The 12,490-nt window shown below is 70.2% G+C and carries 12 protein-coding genes; 6 read left to right on the top strand and 6 right to left on the bottom strand.

Annotation, left to right across the window (positions count from 1 at the left end; genetic code table 11):
• Positions 1-5: 5 nt before the first annotated feature.
• Complete coding sequence (gene ispF, locus ACX1D1_RS14140; RefSeq protein WP_459054983.1) at positions 6-479, top strand: 2-C-methyl-D-erythritol 2,4-cyclodiphosphate synthase; 474 nt, start codon at positions 6-8, stop codon at positions 477-479.
• A 47-nt stretch (positions 480-526) separates the two neighbouring features.
• A complete protein-coding gene (locus ACX1D1_RS14135; RefSeq protein WP_459054982.1) occupies positions 527-2,203 on the top strand; it encodes a DUF2207 family protein in 1,677 nt (558 codons plus the stop codon).
• 10 nt (positions 2,204-2,213) lie between these two features.
• On the opposite strand, the gene ACX1D1_RS14130 is transcribed toward ACX1D1_RS14135, so the two are convergent.
• The 3 genes from ACX1D1_RS14130 to cysS form a co-directional block, all read right to left on the bottom strand.
• The gene (locus ACX1D1_RS14130) at positions 2,214-3,602 is read right to left on the bottom strand and encodes a glycine hydroxymethyltransferase (RefSeq protein WP_459056596.1); all 1,389 of its coding nucleotides are present in this window, start codon (positions 3,600-3,602) and stop codon (positions 2,214-2,216) included.
• A 130-nt stretch (positions 3,603-3,732) separates the two neighbouring features.
• Entirely contained in the window at positions 3,733-4,686 is a 954-nt protein-coding gene (gene rlmB / locus ACX1D1_RS14125) for a 23S rRNA (guanosine(2251)-2'-O)-methyltransferase RlmB (RefSeq protein WP_459054981.1), read from the bottom strand.
• Positions 4,687-6,132 carry a cysteine--tRNA ligase gene (gene cysS / locus ACX1D1_RS14120; protein WP_459054980.1) on the bottom strand — a complete coding sequence of 482 codons (1,446 nt, stop codon included), beginning with the start codon at positions 6,130-6,132 and terminating at the stop codon, positions 4,687-4,689.
• A gap of 73 nt (positions 6,133-6,205) precedes the next feature.
• On the opposite strand from cysS, the gene ACX1D1_RS14115 reads away from it, so the two are divergent.
• On the top strand, positions 6,206-6,925 hold the full coding sequence (locus tag ACX1D1_RS14115) for a DsbA family oxidoreductase (RefSeq protein ID WP_220490765.1): 720 nt from the start codon (positions 6,206-6,208) through the stop codon (positions 6,923-6,925).
• Between the two features lie 32 nt (positions 6,926-6,957).
• Entirely contained in the window at positions 6,958-7,578 is a 621-nt protein-coding gene (locus ACX1D1_RS14110) for a class I SAM-dependent methyltransferase (protein ID WP_459054978.1), read from the top strand.
• Here ACX1D1_RS14110 and ACX1D1_RS14105 read toward each other — a convergent pair.
• The 3 genes from ACX1D1_RS14105 to ACX1D1_RS14095 form a co-directional block, all read right to left on the bottom strand.
• Complete coding sequence (locus tag ACX1D1_RS14105; protein ID WP_459054977.1) at positions 7,575-8,954, bottom strand: DUF4032 domain-containing protein; 1,380 nt, start codon at positions 8,952-8,954, stop codon at positions 7,575-7,577. The genes ACX1D1_RS14110 and ACX1D1_RS14105 overlap by 4 nt on opposite strands.
• A 9-nt stretch (positions 8,955-8,963) precedes the next feature.
• Positions 8,964-10,154, bottom strand: coding sequence for a cystathionine gamma-synthase (gene metB, locus ACX1D1_RS14100; RefSeq protein WP_459054976.1), 1,191 nt, complete (start codon positions 10,152-10,154; stop codon positions 8,964-8,966).
• Positions 10,155-10,253: 99 nt separating this feature from the next.
• Complete coding sequence (locus ACX1D1_RS14095; RefSeq protein ID WP_459054975.1) at positions 10,254-11,348, bottom strand: ABC transporter ATP-binding protein; 1,095 nt, start codon at positions 11,346-11,348, stop codon at positions 10,254-10,256.
• 211 nt (positions 11,349-11,559) lie between these two features.
• On the opposite strand from ACX1D1_RS14095, the gene ACX1D1_RS14090 reads away from it, so the two are divergent.
• Positions 11,560-12,330: a DedA family protein gene (locus ACX1D1_RS14090; protein WP_370586019.1), complete on the top strand. Its 771-nt coding sequence runs from the start codon at positions 11,560-11,562 to the stop codon at positions 12,328-12,330.
• Entirely contained in the window at positions 12,327-12,482 is a 156-nt protein-coding gene (locus tag ACX1D1_RS14085; RefSeq protein WP_459054973.1) for a hypothetical protein, read from the top strand. The genes ACX1D1_RS14090 and ACX1D1_RS14085 overlap by 4 nt, the downstream gene beginning before the upstream one ends.
• Positions 12,483-12,490 lie beyond the last annotated feature (8 nt).

Genomic DNA, 12,490 nt, shown 5'->3' with positions numbered 1-12,490 from the left:
CAACGATGAATCGAGTGGGGATCGGCACGGACGTGCACCGGCTGGAGCCGGGGGTGCCCCTCTGGGTGGCCGGCGTGCACTTCCCCGACGAAGCCTCCGGCCTGGCCGGTCACTCCGACGGCGACGTCGCCGCCCACGCGGCGTGCGACGCGCTGCTCAGCGCCGCCGGGATGGGCGACCTCGGAAGCAACTACGGCACCGCCGAGCCGGAGTGGGCGGGCGCCAGCGGCGTAGCCTTCCTCACCGAGACCGCCCGGCGCGTCCGCGCGGCCGGCTACGCCATCGGAAACGTGGCCGTCCAGGTGATCGGCAACCGGCCCAAGCTCGCACCGCGCCGTGTGGAGGCGGAGCGCGTGCTCAGCGCCGCCGTCGGAGCCCCGGTGACCGTCAGCGCCACCACCACCGACGGGCTCGGCCTCACCGGCCGGGGCGAGGGTGTCGCGGCCATCGCGGTGGCCACGGTCGTCGCGGAGGACTGACGTCGCGGGTGCGCTAGGTTGCTGCTACCTGAAGAGGAAGGGCTGCGATGAGCCGTCGTGCGCGTTGCTGGATGCTGATCGCCGCCGTCGCGACGATGCTGTGGTGGCCCTCAGCCGCCCTCGCGCAGGACGGTGAGGCGGCCGCCGAGGTCGCGGGCGTGGTTGCTGCCGACGGGACTCTGCGCGTCACGCAGACCCTCACCTTCGACGCGCCCCTCGACGAGCTCACCCAGGTGCTGGCGCTCACCCGAAGCATCGACTCCTCCCACTTCCACCGGTACCGCATCAGCAACATCTCGGCCACTGTCGCGGGCGAGGCGGTGGACCTCGCCACCACCACCACCGCCACCCAGGTGGAGATCCGGATGGCCGTCGACGGTGCCGGCCCTCTCATCCTCGCCTACGACGTCCACGGCGCCACCCGCACCGAGCAGGGCCAGGACGGCGCCCTCACGATGCTCCAATGGCCCCTGATTCAGGGCCTTCCGGTGGCGCTCAGCCAGGTGGCAGGAGTGGTCGAGGGGCCGGCGCTCCCGGACATGATCGGCTGCGAGGCCGGCCCCCGCGGCAGCGTCGGCCGGTGCGCGGCGCTCGGCGGCGGCACGTTCGCCCAGCCGGATGCGGCGTTCCAGGACGGTCCCCGAGACGCGGGCGACGAGGTGGTGCTCAGCGTCGCCTACCCCGCGGATGAGGTGGCAGCTACGGCGGACCTCCAGGAGCGGTGGAGCCTGGATCGCGCGTTCACCGTCTCCTGGCCGACGGTGCTCGCGGCCCTCGGCGCCGCCCTTCTCGGGGGCGCGCTGCTGCTCCTGCTGCATCGCCGCGCCGGCCGCGACCTCGCCCCTTCCGCGGCCCACGCCATCGGATCGTTCGCGCCGGTCGGGCCCGGCGAGTCAGTGTTCCGGGTGGCGGAGGGCGTGCGCCCCGGGCACGTGGGCACGGTCGCCGACGAGCGGGTGGACCCGATCGACGTCACGGCCACCCTCGTTGACCTCGCCGTCCGCGGGCACCTGCTCATCACGGAGCTGCCGCGGCCCAGCCACGGGCTGCTGGACTGGACGATCGAGCGCACCGAGGCTCCCGTCGACGACCTGGCCCGGTTCGAGCAGGAGCTGCTCGACGCCGTCGCGCCCGAAGGCGAGCAGACCCTGGTGTCGCAGCTGAGCGGGCGCCTCGCCGATCGGATCGTCGGCATCCAGGACGCACTGTACGACGACGTGGTGGCACGGGGCTGGTTCGAGCAGAGGCCGGACTCCACCCGGTCGTCGTGGCGCACCCGCGGGTACGTCGTGCTCGGGCTGGCCTTCCTGGCCGCCGTGGTGCTGGTGGCGTTCACGACCCTCGGCCTGATGGCGCTGGTGCTGGTGTCGGTGGGGGCCGCGGTGGTGTGGGTGGCGGACCGGATGCCGCGCCGCACCGCTGCGGGCACCGCCCTCCTCGACGGTCTCGGGGCCCTGTCCGCGCTGTTGGCCACGCACACCACCGCCGAGATGCCGCGCGGCCGCGAGCTCCAGGAGATCTCGCGGCTGCTCGGCTACACCGTCGTGCTGGGCGGCAAGGAGCGCTGGCTCGAGGCCATGGTGGCCGCCGACGACGACGACACCGTCCCGGATCCTGCCGTGCTCAGCTGGTACCACGCGCCCGGCACCTGGCACCTCCAGGACCTCCCCGCATCCATGACGCAGTTCATCCACACGGTGCAGGGCGCGTTGTACTCACGCTGAGGCGTGCGCCTCAGAGCTCGAAGCCGGGGTACAGCGGCCGCATCGACAGCAGGCGCTCGGCCTCGGCCAGCGACCCGCTGCGGGCGTCGTCGGTGAGGACGTACTTCGCCTTGCTCGGCTCGCCGGCGGCGGTGGTGGTCGGCGTGGTGGACTTCAGGACGCCGGAGATCATGTCCGCCACCGCATCCATGTCCGAGGCGGTGAAGCCGCGCGACGTCAGCGCCGGGGTGCCGAGCCGGACGCCGGTGGTGTACCAGGCGCCGTTGGGGTCGTTGGGCACCGCGTTGCGGTTGGTGACGATGCCGCTCTCCAACAGCGCGGACTCCGCCTGGCGGCCGGTCAGCCCGAAGGAACGCACGTCCATCAACACGATGTGGTTGTCCGTGCCACCCGTCACCAGGGTCACGTCGCGCCGCAGCAGGCCCTCAGCCAGCGCCTTGGCGTTGTCGGCGACGTTCTGCGCGTAGGTCTGGAACTCCGCGGTGCGGGCCTCGGCCAGCGCCACGGCCTTCGCCGCCATGACGTGGGACAGCGGGCCACCGAGGACGAGCGGGCAGCCGCGGTCCACCGACGGGGCGAACTCCTCGGTGGCCAGCACCATGCCGCCGCGCGGGCCGCGCAGGGACTTGTGCGTCGTCGTGGTCACCACATGGGCGTGCGGCACCGGGTCCTCGTCGCCGGTGAACACCTTGCCGGCCACCAGACCCGCGAAGTGGGCCATGTCCACCATCAGCACGGCACCCACCTCGTCGGCGATCTCGCGCATTGTGGCGAAGTTCACGCGCCGCGGGTAGGCGGAGTAGCCGGCCACCAGGATCAGGGGCTTGAACTCGCGGGCCTGGGCGGCGAGGGCGTCGTAGTCCAGCAGCTGCGTCTCGGGATCCGTCCCGTAGGAGCGCTGGTGGAACATCTTGCCCGACACGTTGGGGCGGAAGCCGTGCGTGAGGTGGCCGCCGGCGTCGAGCGACATGCCGAGCAGTCGCTGGTCGCCGAAGCGGCGCCGCAGCGTCTCCCAGTCCGCCTCGGACAGGTCGGCCACGCCCTTGGCGCCGAACTCGGCCAGGCCCGGGGCCTCGACCTTGTTGGCCAGGATGGCCCAGTAGGCCACCAGGTTCGCGTCGATGCCCGAGTGCGGCTGCACGTAGGCGTATTCGGCGCCGAACAGCTCGCGGGCGTGCTCGGCCGCAACGGCCTCAACCGTGTCCACGTTCTGGCAGCCGGCGTAGAAGCGGTGCCCGACGGTGCCCTCGGCGTACTTGTCGCTCAGCCAGGTGCCCATGGTGGCGAGCACCGGAAGACTGGCGTAGTTCTCCGACGCGATGAGCTTCAGCGACGCGCGCTGGTCGGTGAGCTCCTGCCGCGTCGCCTGCGCGATGCGGGGCTCCACCTGCTCGATCATGCCCAACAGGGTCTGGTAGGCCGAAGAGATCGACTCGAGATCGCTCACAGTTCTCCTTGAGTGTGCGGTGTGGGTACCAATCTAGTCGCCCCGTCGCCTGGGGGCATTTTTCACCGTTGGCGGCTGGACATCACTCCGACGGGGTGATCCCGGAGCGCTGCTGGGTCACCTCGTACAGCGCGATGGAGGCGGCGACGGAGGCGTTGAGCGACTCCACCGAGCCTGCGATCGGGATGGAGACCAGTGCGTCGCAGTTCTCGCGCACCAGGCGCGCCAAGCCCTCGTCCTCGGAGCCCACCACGATCACCACGGGCCCGTCGAGGCCGGGCGCGCCGGAGACGGGCACCTCACCCTCGCCGGCGAGCCCGATGATGGTGAAGCCCATCTTGGACGCCTGCTGCAGGGCTCGGTTGAGGTTGGTGGCCATTGCGATCGGCAGCCTTGCGGCGGCCCCGGCGGAGGTCTTCCACGCCGCGGCCGTCATGGAGGCAGAGCGTCGCGAGGGGATGATGATTCCCTGCGCGCCGAACGCCGCCGCGGATCGCACGATCGCCCCGAGGTTGCGCGGATCCGTGATGCCGTCGAGAGCCACGACGATGCCGTCCAGCTCCAGCGCGTCCGCCAGCACATCCTCGGCGTCGGCGTACTCGTAGGCGGGCAGCTGCACCGCGACGCCCTGGTGCACCAGACCGCCGGTGACCCGGTCCAGCTCGGCTCGGGTGACCTGAAGCAGGGGCAGGCCGTGCTCAGCGGTGAACTTGAGGATGTCGCGGAGACGGTCGTCGCGCTCCGCGCCCTCCGCGACGAAGGCCTGCTTCACCGGCAGGCCGGCCGTGAGAGCCTCGAAGACGGGGTTGCGCCCCACCACCCAGTCCGCCCCGACGGGGTTCCTCGTGGTCTGGGGACGTCCCTGCCCGGCGCGCTGCGCGGCCTGCTTGGACTTGTAGGCCTTGTGGTAGGGCCGGTCCTCGGCCTTCGGTGTGGGCCCGCGACCCTCGAGGCCGCGCCGGACGCGCCCACCCGATCCGGCGGTCTTGTTCTTGCCCTTGCTGGTCGCGCCGCGGCGCGATGAGTTGCCTGCCATCTACTTCTTCTCCAAGCTCCACCGGGGGCCGGTGGGGGTGTCTGTGATCACGAGGCCGAGGCCTGCGAGGGTGTCGCGGATGGCGTCCGCGGCGGCCCAGTTCTTGTCCGCCCGGGCCTGCGCGCGCTGCCCGAGGAGGGCCGCGACGAGGCCGTCGACGACTGGGGTGAGGTCGTCGTGTGACGTCTGGCCCGCCCATTCGTCGGCGTCGGGGTGGATCCCGAAGACGTTCAGCATCGAATCGACGACGGCGGCGTACAGCCGCGCCTTCTCGTGATCCCCGTCGGCGATCGCCTGGTTGCCGACACGGATGGCCTCGAACAGGGCGGCGGTAGCGGCCGGCGTGCCGAGGTCGTCGTCCATCGCCCTGTCGAACGCTTCGTACTGGGGGACCTGCAGTGGTGCGTAGGCGAAGAATCCGACGTCGCGGAGGGGCTTGACGCGCCCGACGAAGGAGTCGATACGGGCGATGGCCTTCTCCGCCTCCGTCAGCGACCCGCGGGTGCCCTCGTCGGCGGGCGAGAACTCGATGGTGGAGCGGTAGTGCGGGGCGAGCAGGAAGAAGCGCACGGCGCGCGGGTTGTAGATCCTGGTCACCTCGGAGACCAACGCGGTGTTGCCGAGCGACTTGCTCATCTTCTCGCCGGCCATGGTGACCCATGCGTTGTGCATCCAGTAGCGGGCGAAGCCCTTGCCCGCCGCGGCGGACTGCGCCAGCTCGTTCTCGTGGTGCGGGAAGCGCAGGTCCACGCCGCCGCCGTGGATGTCGAAGGTGTCGCCGAGGTACTTCCCGGCCATCGCCGAGCATTCGAGGTGCCATCCGGGACGGCCGCGGCCCCAGGGCGAGGGCCACGACGCCGTCGCCGGCTCGCCCTGCTTGTGGCCCTTCCAGAGGGCGAAGTCGCGGGGGTCGCGCTTGCCGCGGGGGTCGGCGTCGGCGGCGGGCTCCATCTCGTCGACCTTCATCCCGGACAGCTCGCCGTAGCGGGGCCAGGACTTGACGTCGAAGTAGACGTCGCCGGACCCGTCCGGCGCCGCGTAGGCGTGGCCGCGCTCGATGAGGGTCTCGGTGAGCTCGATCATCTCCGGAATGTGGCCGGTGGCGCGGGGCTCGTACGTGGGGGGTTTGCAGCCCAGTGAGGCGTAGGCGTCGTGGAGTTCGCGCTCGAAGTGGTAGGCGTGGGCGAACCACTCCACGCCGGCCTCGGCGGACTTGGCGAGGATCTTGTCGTCGATGTCCGTGACGTTGGCCACAACAGAGACCTCGAGGCCCGTATGTTCCAGCCATCGGCGCAGGACGTCGAAGACGACCTCCTTGCGGATGTGCCCCAGGTGCGGCGACGCCTGGACGGTGAGCCCGCAGTGGTAGATCGACACCTTGCCCTCGGCGAGGGGAACGAACGCGCGCACTGAGCGGGTCGCGGTGTCATAGAGCTTGAGGGTCACAGGAGCAGAGTCTACTGGGCAGCCCGCGGATTCGCCGCTCAGAGGTGATTGAAACATGTACTATCCTGGGCTGGTGACTCTCAACGTATCGATCTGGTCAGACATCGCCTGCCCCTGGTGCTACATCGGCAAGCGCCGCTTCGAAACCGCGCTGGGCCGGTTTCCGCAGCGCGATCAGGTGGTGGTCCAGTGGCGCAGCTACCAGCTCGATCCGGGCCTCCCCGAGCACGACCATCGCACCGAGGTGGAGTACCTCGTGGCATCGAAGGGCCTGCCCGCCAGCAGCGTGGAGGCGATGATCGCCCACGTCTCCGAGCAGGCTGCCGGCGAGGGGCTCACCTACGACTTCGACAGCCTCGTCGTCGCCAACTCCCGCCGCGCGCACCGCGTGCTGCAGGCCGCCAAGCGGGCCGACGCCGTCGACGGTGGCGCCCGCACCGACCGGCTGAAGGAGTCGCTGCTGTCGGCCCACTTCGAGGGGGGCGTAAACATCGGGGACACCGAGGTGCTGGGCGGGCTGGCCGCCGCGGCGGGGCTGGCCGAGGAGGAGGCGCGCGCCGCCGTCGACTCCATGGATCTCGACGCCGCGGTGGACCGCGACATCGCGGAGGCGGCCGCCATCGGCGTGCGCGGAGTGCCGTTCTTCGTCTTCGACGACAAGTACGGGGTCTCCGGCGCACAGCCTCCTGAAGTGTTCCTCCAGGCGCTCGAGGTGTCATGGTCTGAGCGGGTGCCCGGGTTGATCACGATCGACGGCTCCGGAGAGGCCTGCGGTCCTGACGGCTGCGCGTGACGGCCGCTCGACGCCGGTGGTCTACTTGACCCATGTCGAAAGCGCGCGAGGAACGGCTCCGTCACCATTGGGACGAGGGAGCCGAGCACTTCGATGACAAGATCGCGCCCCTCGAGCGCCGGTTCCTGGCAGCGAGCCGCGCCTGGGTGGCGGAGCGTGCAGGCGGCCGGGTGCTGGAGGTGGCGGTGGGGACTGGCCTCAATCTGCCCTACTACAGCCGCGACATCACACTCTCCGCGATCGAGTTGAGCCCCGGCATGCTGGCGGTGGCCGAGCGCAGGATCGACCGCCTCGGGCTCACCGTCGAGGCGCAGGTCGGGGACGGCCAGGAACTGCCGTTCGACGGCGGGTCCTTCGATGCCGTCGTGTGCACCTACTCGCTGTGCGGCTTCGCGGACCACCGACGCGGGGTCGAGGAGATGGTGCGGGTGCTCCGCCCCGGAGGCAGCCTCCTGCTCGCCGACCACGTGGGCTCCACCAATCCCGTGCTCCGCGCCGGGCAATGGCTTCTCGAAGCCGTGACCATCCCGCTGCAGGGGGAGTACTTCACTCGCCGCCCGCGCCTGGTCGTCGAGGCGATGGGCCTGGAGGTGGTGGCGGCGGACCGGTTGCATCACGGCGTCATCGAGCGGGTCCACGCCCGCAAGCGCTAAGCCTTCTTGGGCTTCTTGGCGGCCTTGGCGCGCAGGGCGTTGATGTCGAACCCGGCTACCACCGGGATGTCGGGGTCGTTGGCGCCGTCCTCCCAGGGGTCGTAGGGCTTCTCGTCGTTGTCGTCGACGTAGCCGTGCGACGGGTCGTACTTGTTGGCGAGTTCGCCGCCCACCGGATCGATGTTGGCCATCTGCTCGTCAGGCAGCTGGGTCAGCACCTCCTGGATGTACCCGGAGGCCGCCTCGGTGGTGGGCACCTCACGGTTCTCGCGCTGCGACTGGTACCACCGGTAATCCAGCACCTCGTGGAAGAACTGGGCCGCGTCGCGCTTAGCGCGCAGGTCCGCGGGGATGCGGGTGACTGCCGGCTCGAAGACCTCGACGAGCCACTTGTGGGCGGCTACCGACTCGGGGGCGTGCGGGGCGTTCTTGGCGCGGAAGGTGTCCATGTCGTTCAGGAGGCGCCTGGCCTGGTGTTCCTCGGCGTCGAGCCCCGTCAACCGCATGAGCCGACGGGTGTGATGCCCGGCCTCTACCACCTTCGGGCGCATCCGGATGGTCTGCCCGTCCGGCGAGGCGTCGACATCGATCTCGGCCACGTCGAAGCCGAGTGCGTTGAGGCGACGGACGCGACCCTCCAGGCGGTAGAGCTCCGAGCCGGCGAACTCCTCCTCGCCCGTCAGCTCGGCCCAGAGCTGCTGGTAGCGCTCCTCGATGGTGGCCACCAGCCACTGCGGGTCCAGGGAGGCATCGAGGATGCCGCCGGCCTCAAGGTCCAGGAACTCGCCGAAGAGGTTGGTGCGGGCGATCTGCAGGTCGTGGGCGCGCTGACCGTCGGTGAGTGTGTCGTGCAGCTCGCCGGTCTCGGCGTCGACGAGGTAGGCGGCGAACTCGCCTGCGTCTCGGCGGAAGAGGATGTTGGACAGCGACACGTCGCCCCAGTAGAAGCCGGTGAGGTGGAGGCGGGCGAACAGCGCCACCATGGCATCCAGCAGCCGGTTGACCGTCTCGTGTTTGACGCCCGGGTAGAACAGCGAGCGGTACGGCAGCGAGAAGGGAAGGTGCCGCGTCAGCAGGATGGGGTCCAACGGGTCACCGTCGGAGTCCACCCGGCCCAGGACCACGCCGACGGGGTCCACCGACGGCACTCCGAGGCGCTTGAGCTCGGTGAGCATGCGGTACTCCTGCACCGCCACCTCCTCCAGGATCTCCTTGGCCGCGAAGATCTCCTCCCCGACAGTGAGAAACCGCACCACATGGCGCGAGATGCCTCGGGGGAGGGCGACGAGGTGGCGCGCGGGCCACTCCACCAGCGGGACCTGCCAGGGCAACTGGAGGAGGTCCGCGTCGGGCTTGGCAGCGAGGAACCGGGGCACGGGCCGAGTCTAATGCCCGCCGCGGCGGCTGTCGCTGCCCGAGCCCTCGGCGCGCTGCAACGCTTCCGCGACGACGGCCACCAGGTCCTCCTCGGCCTCGATGCCGACGCTCAACCGCAGCAGACCGCCGTCGATCCCCGCGGTCTCGCGCGCCTCGGCGGTCATGCCAGCGTGCGTCATGGTCTCCGGATGGCACACCAGCGATTCGACCCCGCCCAGGGACTCCGCCAGGTGGAAGATCTGCAGCCCGTCCAGGAAACGGTGCACCGCGGCCACTCCGCCGGCCAGCTCCAGCGAGATCAAGGAGCCGAAGCCGCTCTGCTGCCGGGCCGCGACCTCGTGGCCCGGATGCGACGCGAGCCCGGGGTAGTGCAGCGCCGCGACAGCAGGGTGACCGTCGAGCAGCCGCACGAGCGCCTCCGCGTTGGCGGCGTGCACCCGCATGCGGGCGTCGAGCGTGCGGAGCCCGCGCAGCGTCAGGTAGGCGTCGAACGGGCTGGACGTGAGGCCCAGCGCGTTGGCCCACAGCCGCAGCTTCGTGTGGACCTCGGGATCCGCCGCGACAGCCGCGCCCCCCACGACGTCCGAGTGCCCGTTGATGAACTTGGTGGTGGAGTGGATGACGATGTCCACCCCGTGCTCCAGCGGCCGTTGGAGGAGCGGCGAGAGAAAGGTGTTGTCCGCCGCGACAAGGGCGCCGACGGCGTGCGCCCGGGCGGCCGTGGCCGCGATGTCGGTGATCCGCAGCAGCGGATTCGACGGCGTCTCGATCCACACCAGGGTGGGGGAGCGGTCCAGCGCCTCGTCCAGGGCCGCGTCGTCGTTGAAGTCGACGAAGTCCACCTCGAACCGGCCCTGCGAGGCCAGGAACGTGAACAGCCGCCAGGTGCCGCCGTACGCGTCGTGCTGGACCACGACCCGGCCCCCCGCGGGCACGAAGGCCTCCGCCACCAGCGTGATGGCCGCCAGGCCCGTGGCTACGCTCGTGGCGCCGGCCCCGCCCTCCAGTGCGGCCAGGGCGTCGTTGAGGACGTCGCGGGTGGGGTTGCCGGAGCGCGTGTAGTCGTACTCGCGGGGCTCGTCGAAGCCGTGGAAGGTGAAGTTCGTGCTCAGGTACAGCGGGGGCACGACGGCGCCATAGGCGCCGTCGGCACCCAGCCCCGCCCGCATGCCCCGGGTCCAGCGTCCAAGCTCAGCCATCAATCGCTCCTCTGTACAGACCCCTGAAAAATAGTGGAGCCCCGGCGAACCGGGGCTCCACTACAGAAGGATTTCGCTCTCAGGAGAGCGATCGCGCGCTCAGGAGAGGCGCTCCTCCGTCTTGTTGCTGAACACGTGGACGGCCTCAGGAGCCGCCGCGAGGCGGACGACCTCACCCTTGTGGGGTGCGGTGCGGGCGCCGACGCGGGCGACGAACTGCTGCTCGCTGACGATCTCGTCCTCGTGCGAGGAGGCGAGGGTGCCGTACAGGAACGAGTCGGCGCCGAGCTCCTCGACGACCGCGATGTGGAGGCCGATGCCCTCGTCCGCGACGCGGAACGCCTCGGGACGGATGCCGATGGTGAGGGTGTCCTCGCCGTTGGCGGCCTTGGCCAGGGTCTCGCGGGGAACGCGAACGACGTAGTCGCCGACCTGCACGCCGTCCTCGACGCGCTTGCCGGAGATCAGGTTCATGGCGGGCGAGCCGATGAAGCCGGCGACGAACAGGTTCTTCGGCGCGTCGTAGAGGGCCAGCGGGGTGTCGACCTGCTGCAGGTTGCCGTCCTTCATCACCGCGACGCGATCGCCCATCGTCATGGCCTCGACCTGGTCGTGGGTGACGTAGACGGTGGTGACGCCGAGGCGCTGCTGCAGGGCGGCGATCTGGGTGCGGGTGGAGACGCGGAGCTTGGCGTCGAGGTTCGACAGCGGCTCGTCCATGAGGAAGACCTGCGGCTGACGCACGATGGCGCGGCCCATGGCGACGCGCTGACGCTGGCCACCGGAGAGGGCCTTCGGCTTGCGGGAGAGGAAGTCCTCGAGGCCCAGGAGCTTGGCGGCTTCCTGGACTCGCTTTTCGCGGTCCGCCTTGGGCACGTTCTGCATCTTGAGCGCGAAGCCCATGTTGTCAGCGACGGTCATGTGCGGGTACAGGGCGTAGTTCTGGAAGACCATGGCGATGTCGCGGTCCTTCGGGGGAAGGTCAGTCACGTCGCGGTCGCCGATGTAGATGGAGCCGGAGTTGACCTCTTCGAGGCCGGCCAGCATGCGCAGGGAGGTCGACTTGCCGCAGCCCGAAGGGCCGACAAGGACCATGAATTCGCCGTCCTCGATCTCGAGGTTCAGCTTGTTGACGGCGGGACGATCGGTCCCGGGGTAGACACGGGACGCGTCCCGGTAGCTAACTGTGGCCATAGCCATATTCCTTTCCACGGGCAGGTACGTGCCCGACGATCCGTTGTGGATAGGAACCTGTTTTCAGGTGTTCCTGAGGCGAGACTTTACACCCCACCCCCCGGGATTTCGAAGCCGGGGTGCAGAAGTGGAACCCGCACTCGAGGGTTCCGCATCCGGTGCCGCGATGTGTGGTGAGGGCATCGGCGCCTGTCCACGTACCATTCAACGCGTGACTGATGAGCAGCGCCGCGACGACGCCGCGGTTGAACCGGGCGGCCCCGCCGGCCCGGACCAGCCCGCGCCGGAGGACGCAGAGCAGGCCTGGTGGGAGGCCGACGGCATGCCGTGGCGCAAGGAGCCCGGCCGCGACGACATCGCCTGCCTCGCCTGGTTTGGCGTGGTGGGCGTCTTCGGGTTGATCCTGCTCCCCACCCGGGCCTGGCTGTTGGCCACCGCGCCGGACTGGCTGGCGATGATCACCGGCGGCCGCACGTCCGTGGCGGCCAGCGGGGCGATCGCGTCGACGGGCGGGATGGCGCACTGGCCTGTGGTCCTGATCGTCGCCTCGATCCTCAGCCTGAAGTTCGACTGGATCTACTGGTGGGCCGGCAAGCTGTGGGGGCGCGGCATGATCGAAGTCTGGGCCGGGCAGTCCAAGCGCGCCGCACGCGGCTACGCACGCGCCGAGCGCTGGGCCGAGAAGCTGGGTCCGGTGGGTTTCCTCATCGCGTATTTTCCGATGCCGCTGCCTCTGATGCAGGTGGTGTTCGTGCTGGCCGGTGCGTCGGGGATGAGCCTCCGACGGTTCCTCATCTACGACTACATCGCCTCGACGCTGTGGCTGATCGCGTTCTTCCTGACGGGCTGGCGCTTGGGTGACGCCGCGGTCGCGGTGCTCAACGCCTACGCCAGGTTCGCGGGCTACGTGGCGATCGGGCTGATCATCTTCATCTTCGTGACCACCTACCTCAAGCAGCGACGAAAGGTACGTACGTCATGACAACGCAGCCGTATCGGCCCACCGGCGTCCGCTTCGGGGCCGCCTACTACCTCGAGTACCAGCCCACCGACGACCCGACCCGTGACCTGGACCTCATGCAGGCCGCCCACTTCACGGTCATTCGAGTGGGGGAGTCGACCTGGAGCACCTGAGAGCCGCG

This window comes from Tessaracoccus luoxuelianae, from assembly GCF_054483915.1.
This window is presented reverse-complemented; position numbering and strand designations above follow the sequence as displayed.

Bases quoted from the DNA above. Each gene is read 5' to 3' on its own strand.
- ispF (WP_459054983.1), top strand. From the start codon at position 6: ATGAATCGAGTGGGGATCGGCACGGACGTGCACCGGCTGGAGCCGGGG.
- ACX1D1_RS14135 (WP_459054982.1), top strand. From the start codon at position 527: ATGAGCCGTCGTGCGCGTTGCTGGATGCTGATCGCCGCCGTCGCGACG.
- ACX1D1_RS14130 (WP_459056596.1), bottom strand. From the start codon at position 3,602: ATGATCGAGCAGGTGGAGCCCCGCATCGCGCAGGCGACGCGGCAGGAG.
- rlmB (WP_459054981.1), bottom strand. From the start codon at position 4,686: ATGGCAGGCAACTCATCGCGCCGCGGCGCGACCAGCAAGGGCAAGAAC.
- ACX1D1_RS14110 (WP_459054978.1), top strand. From the start codon at position 6,958: ATGTCGAAAGCGCGCGAGGAACGGCTCCGTCACCATTGGGACGAGGGA.
- metB (WP_459054976.1), bottom strand. From the start codon at position 10,154: ATGGCTGAGCTTGGACGCTGGACCCGGGGCATGCGGGCGGGGCTGGGT.
- ACX1D1_RS14095 (WP_459054975.1), bottom strand. From the start codon at position 11,348: ATGGCCACAGTTAGCTACCGGGACGCGTCCCGTGTCTACCCCGGGACC.
- ACX1D1_RS14085 (WP_459054973.1), top strand. From the start codon at position 12,327: ATGACAACGCAGCCGTATCGGCCCACCGGCGTCCGCTTCGGGGCCGCC.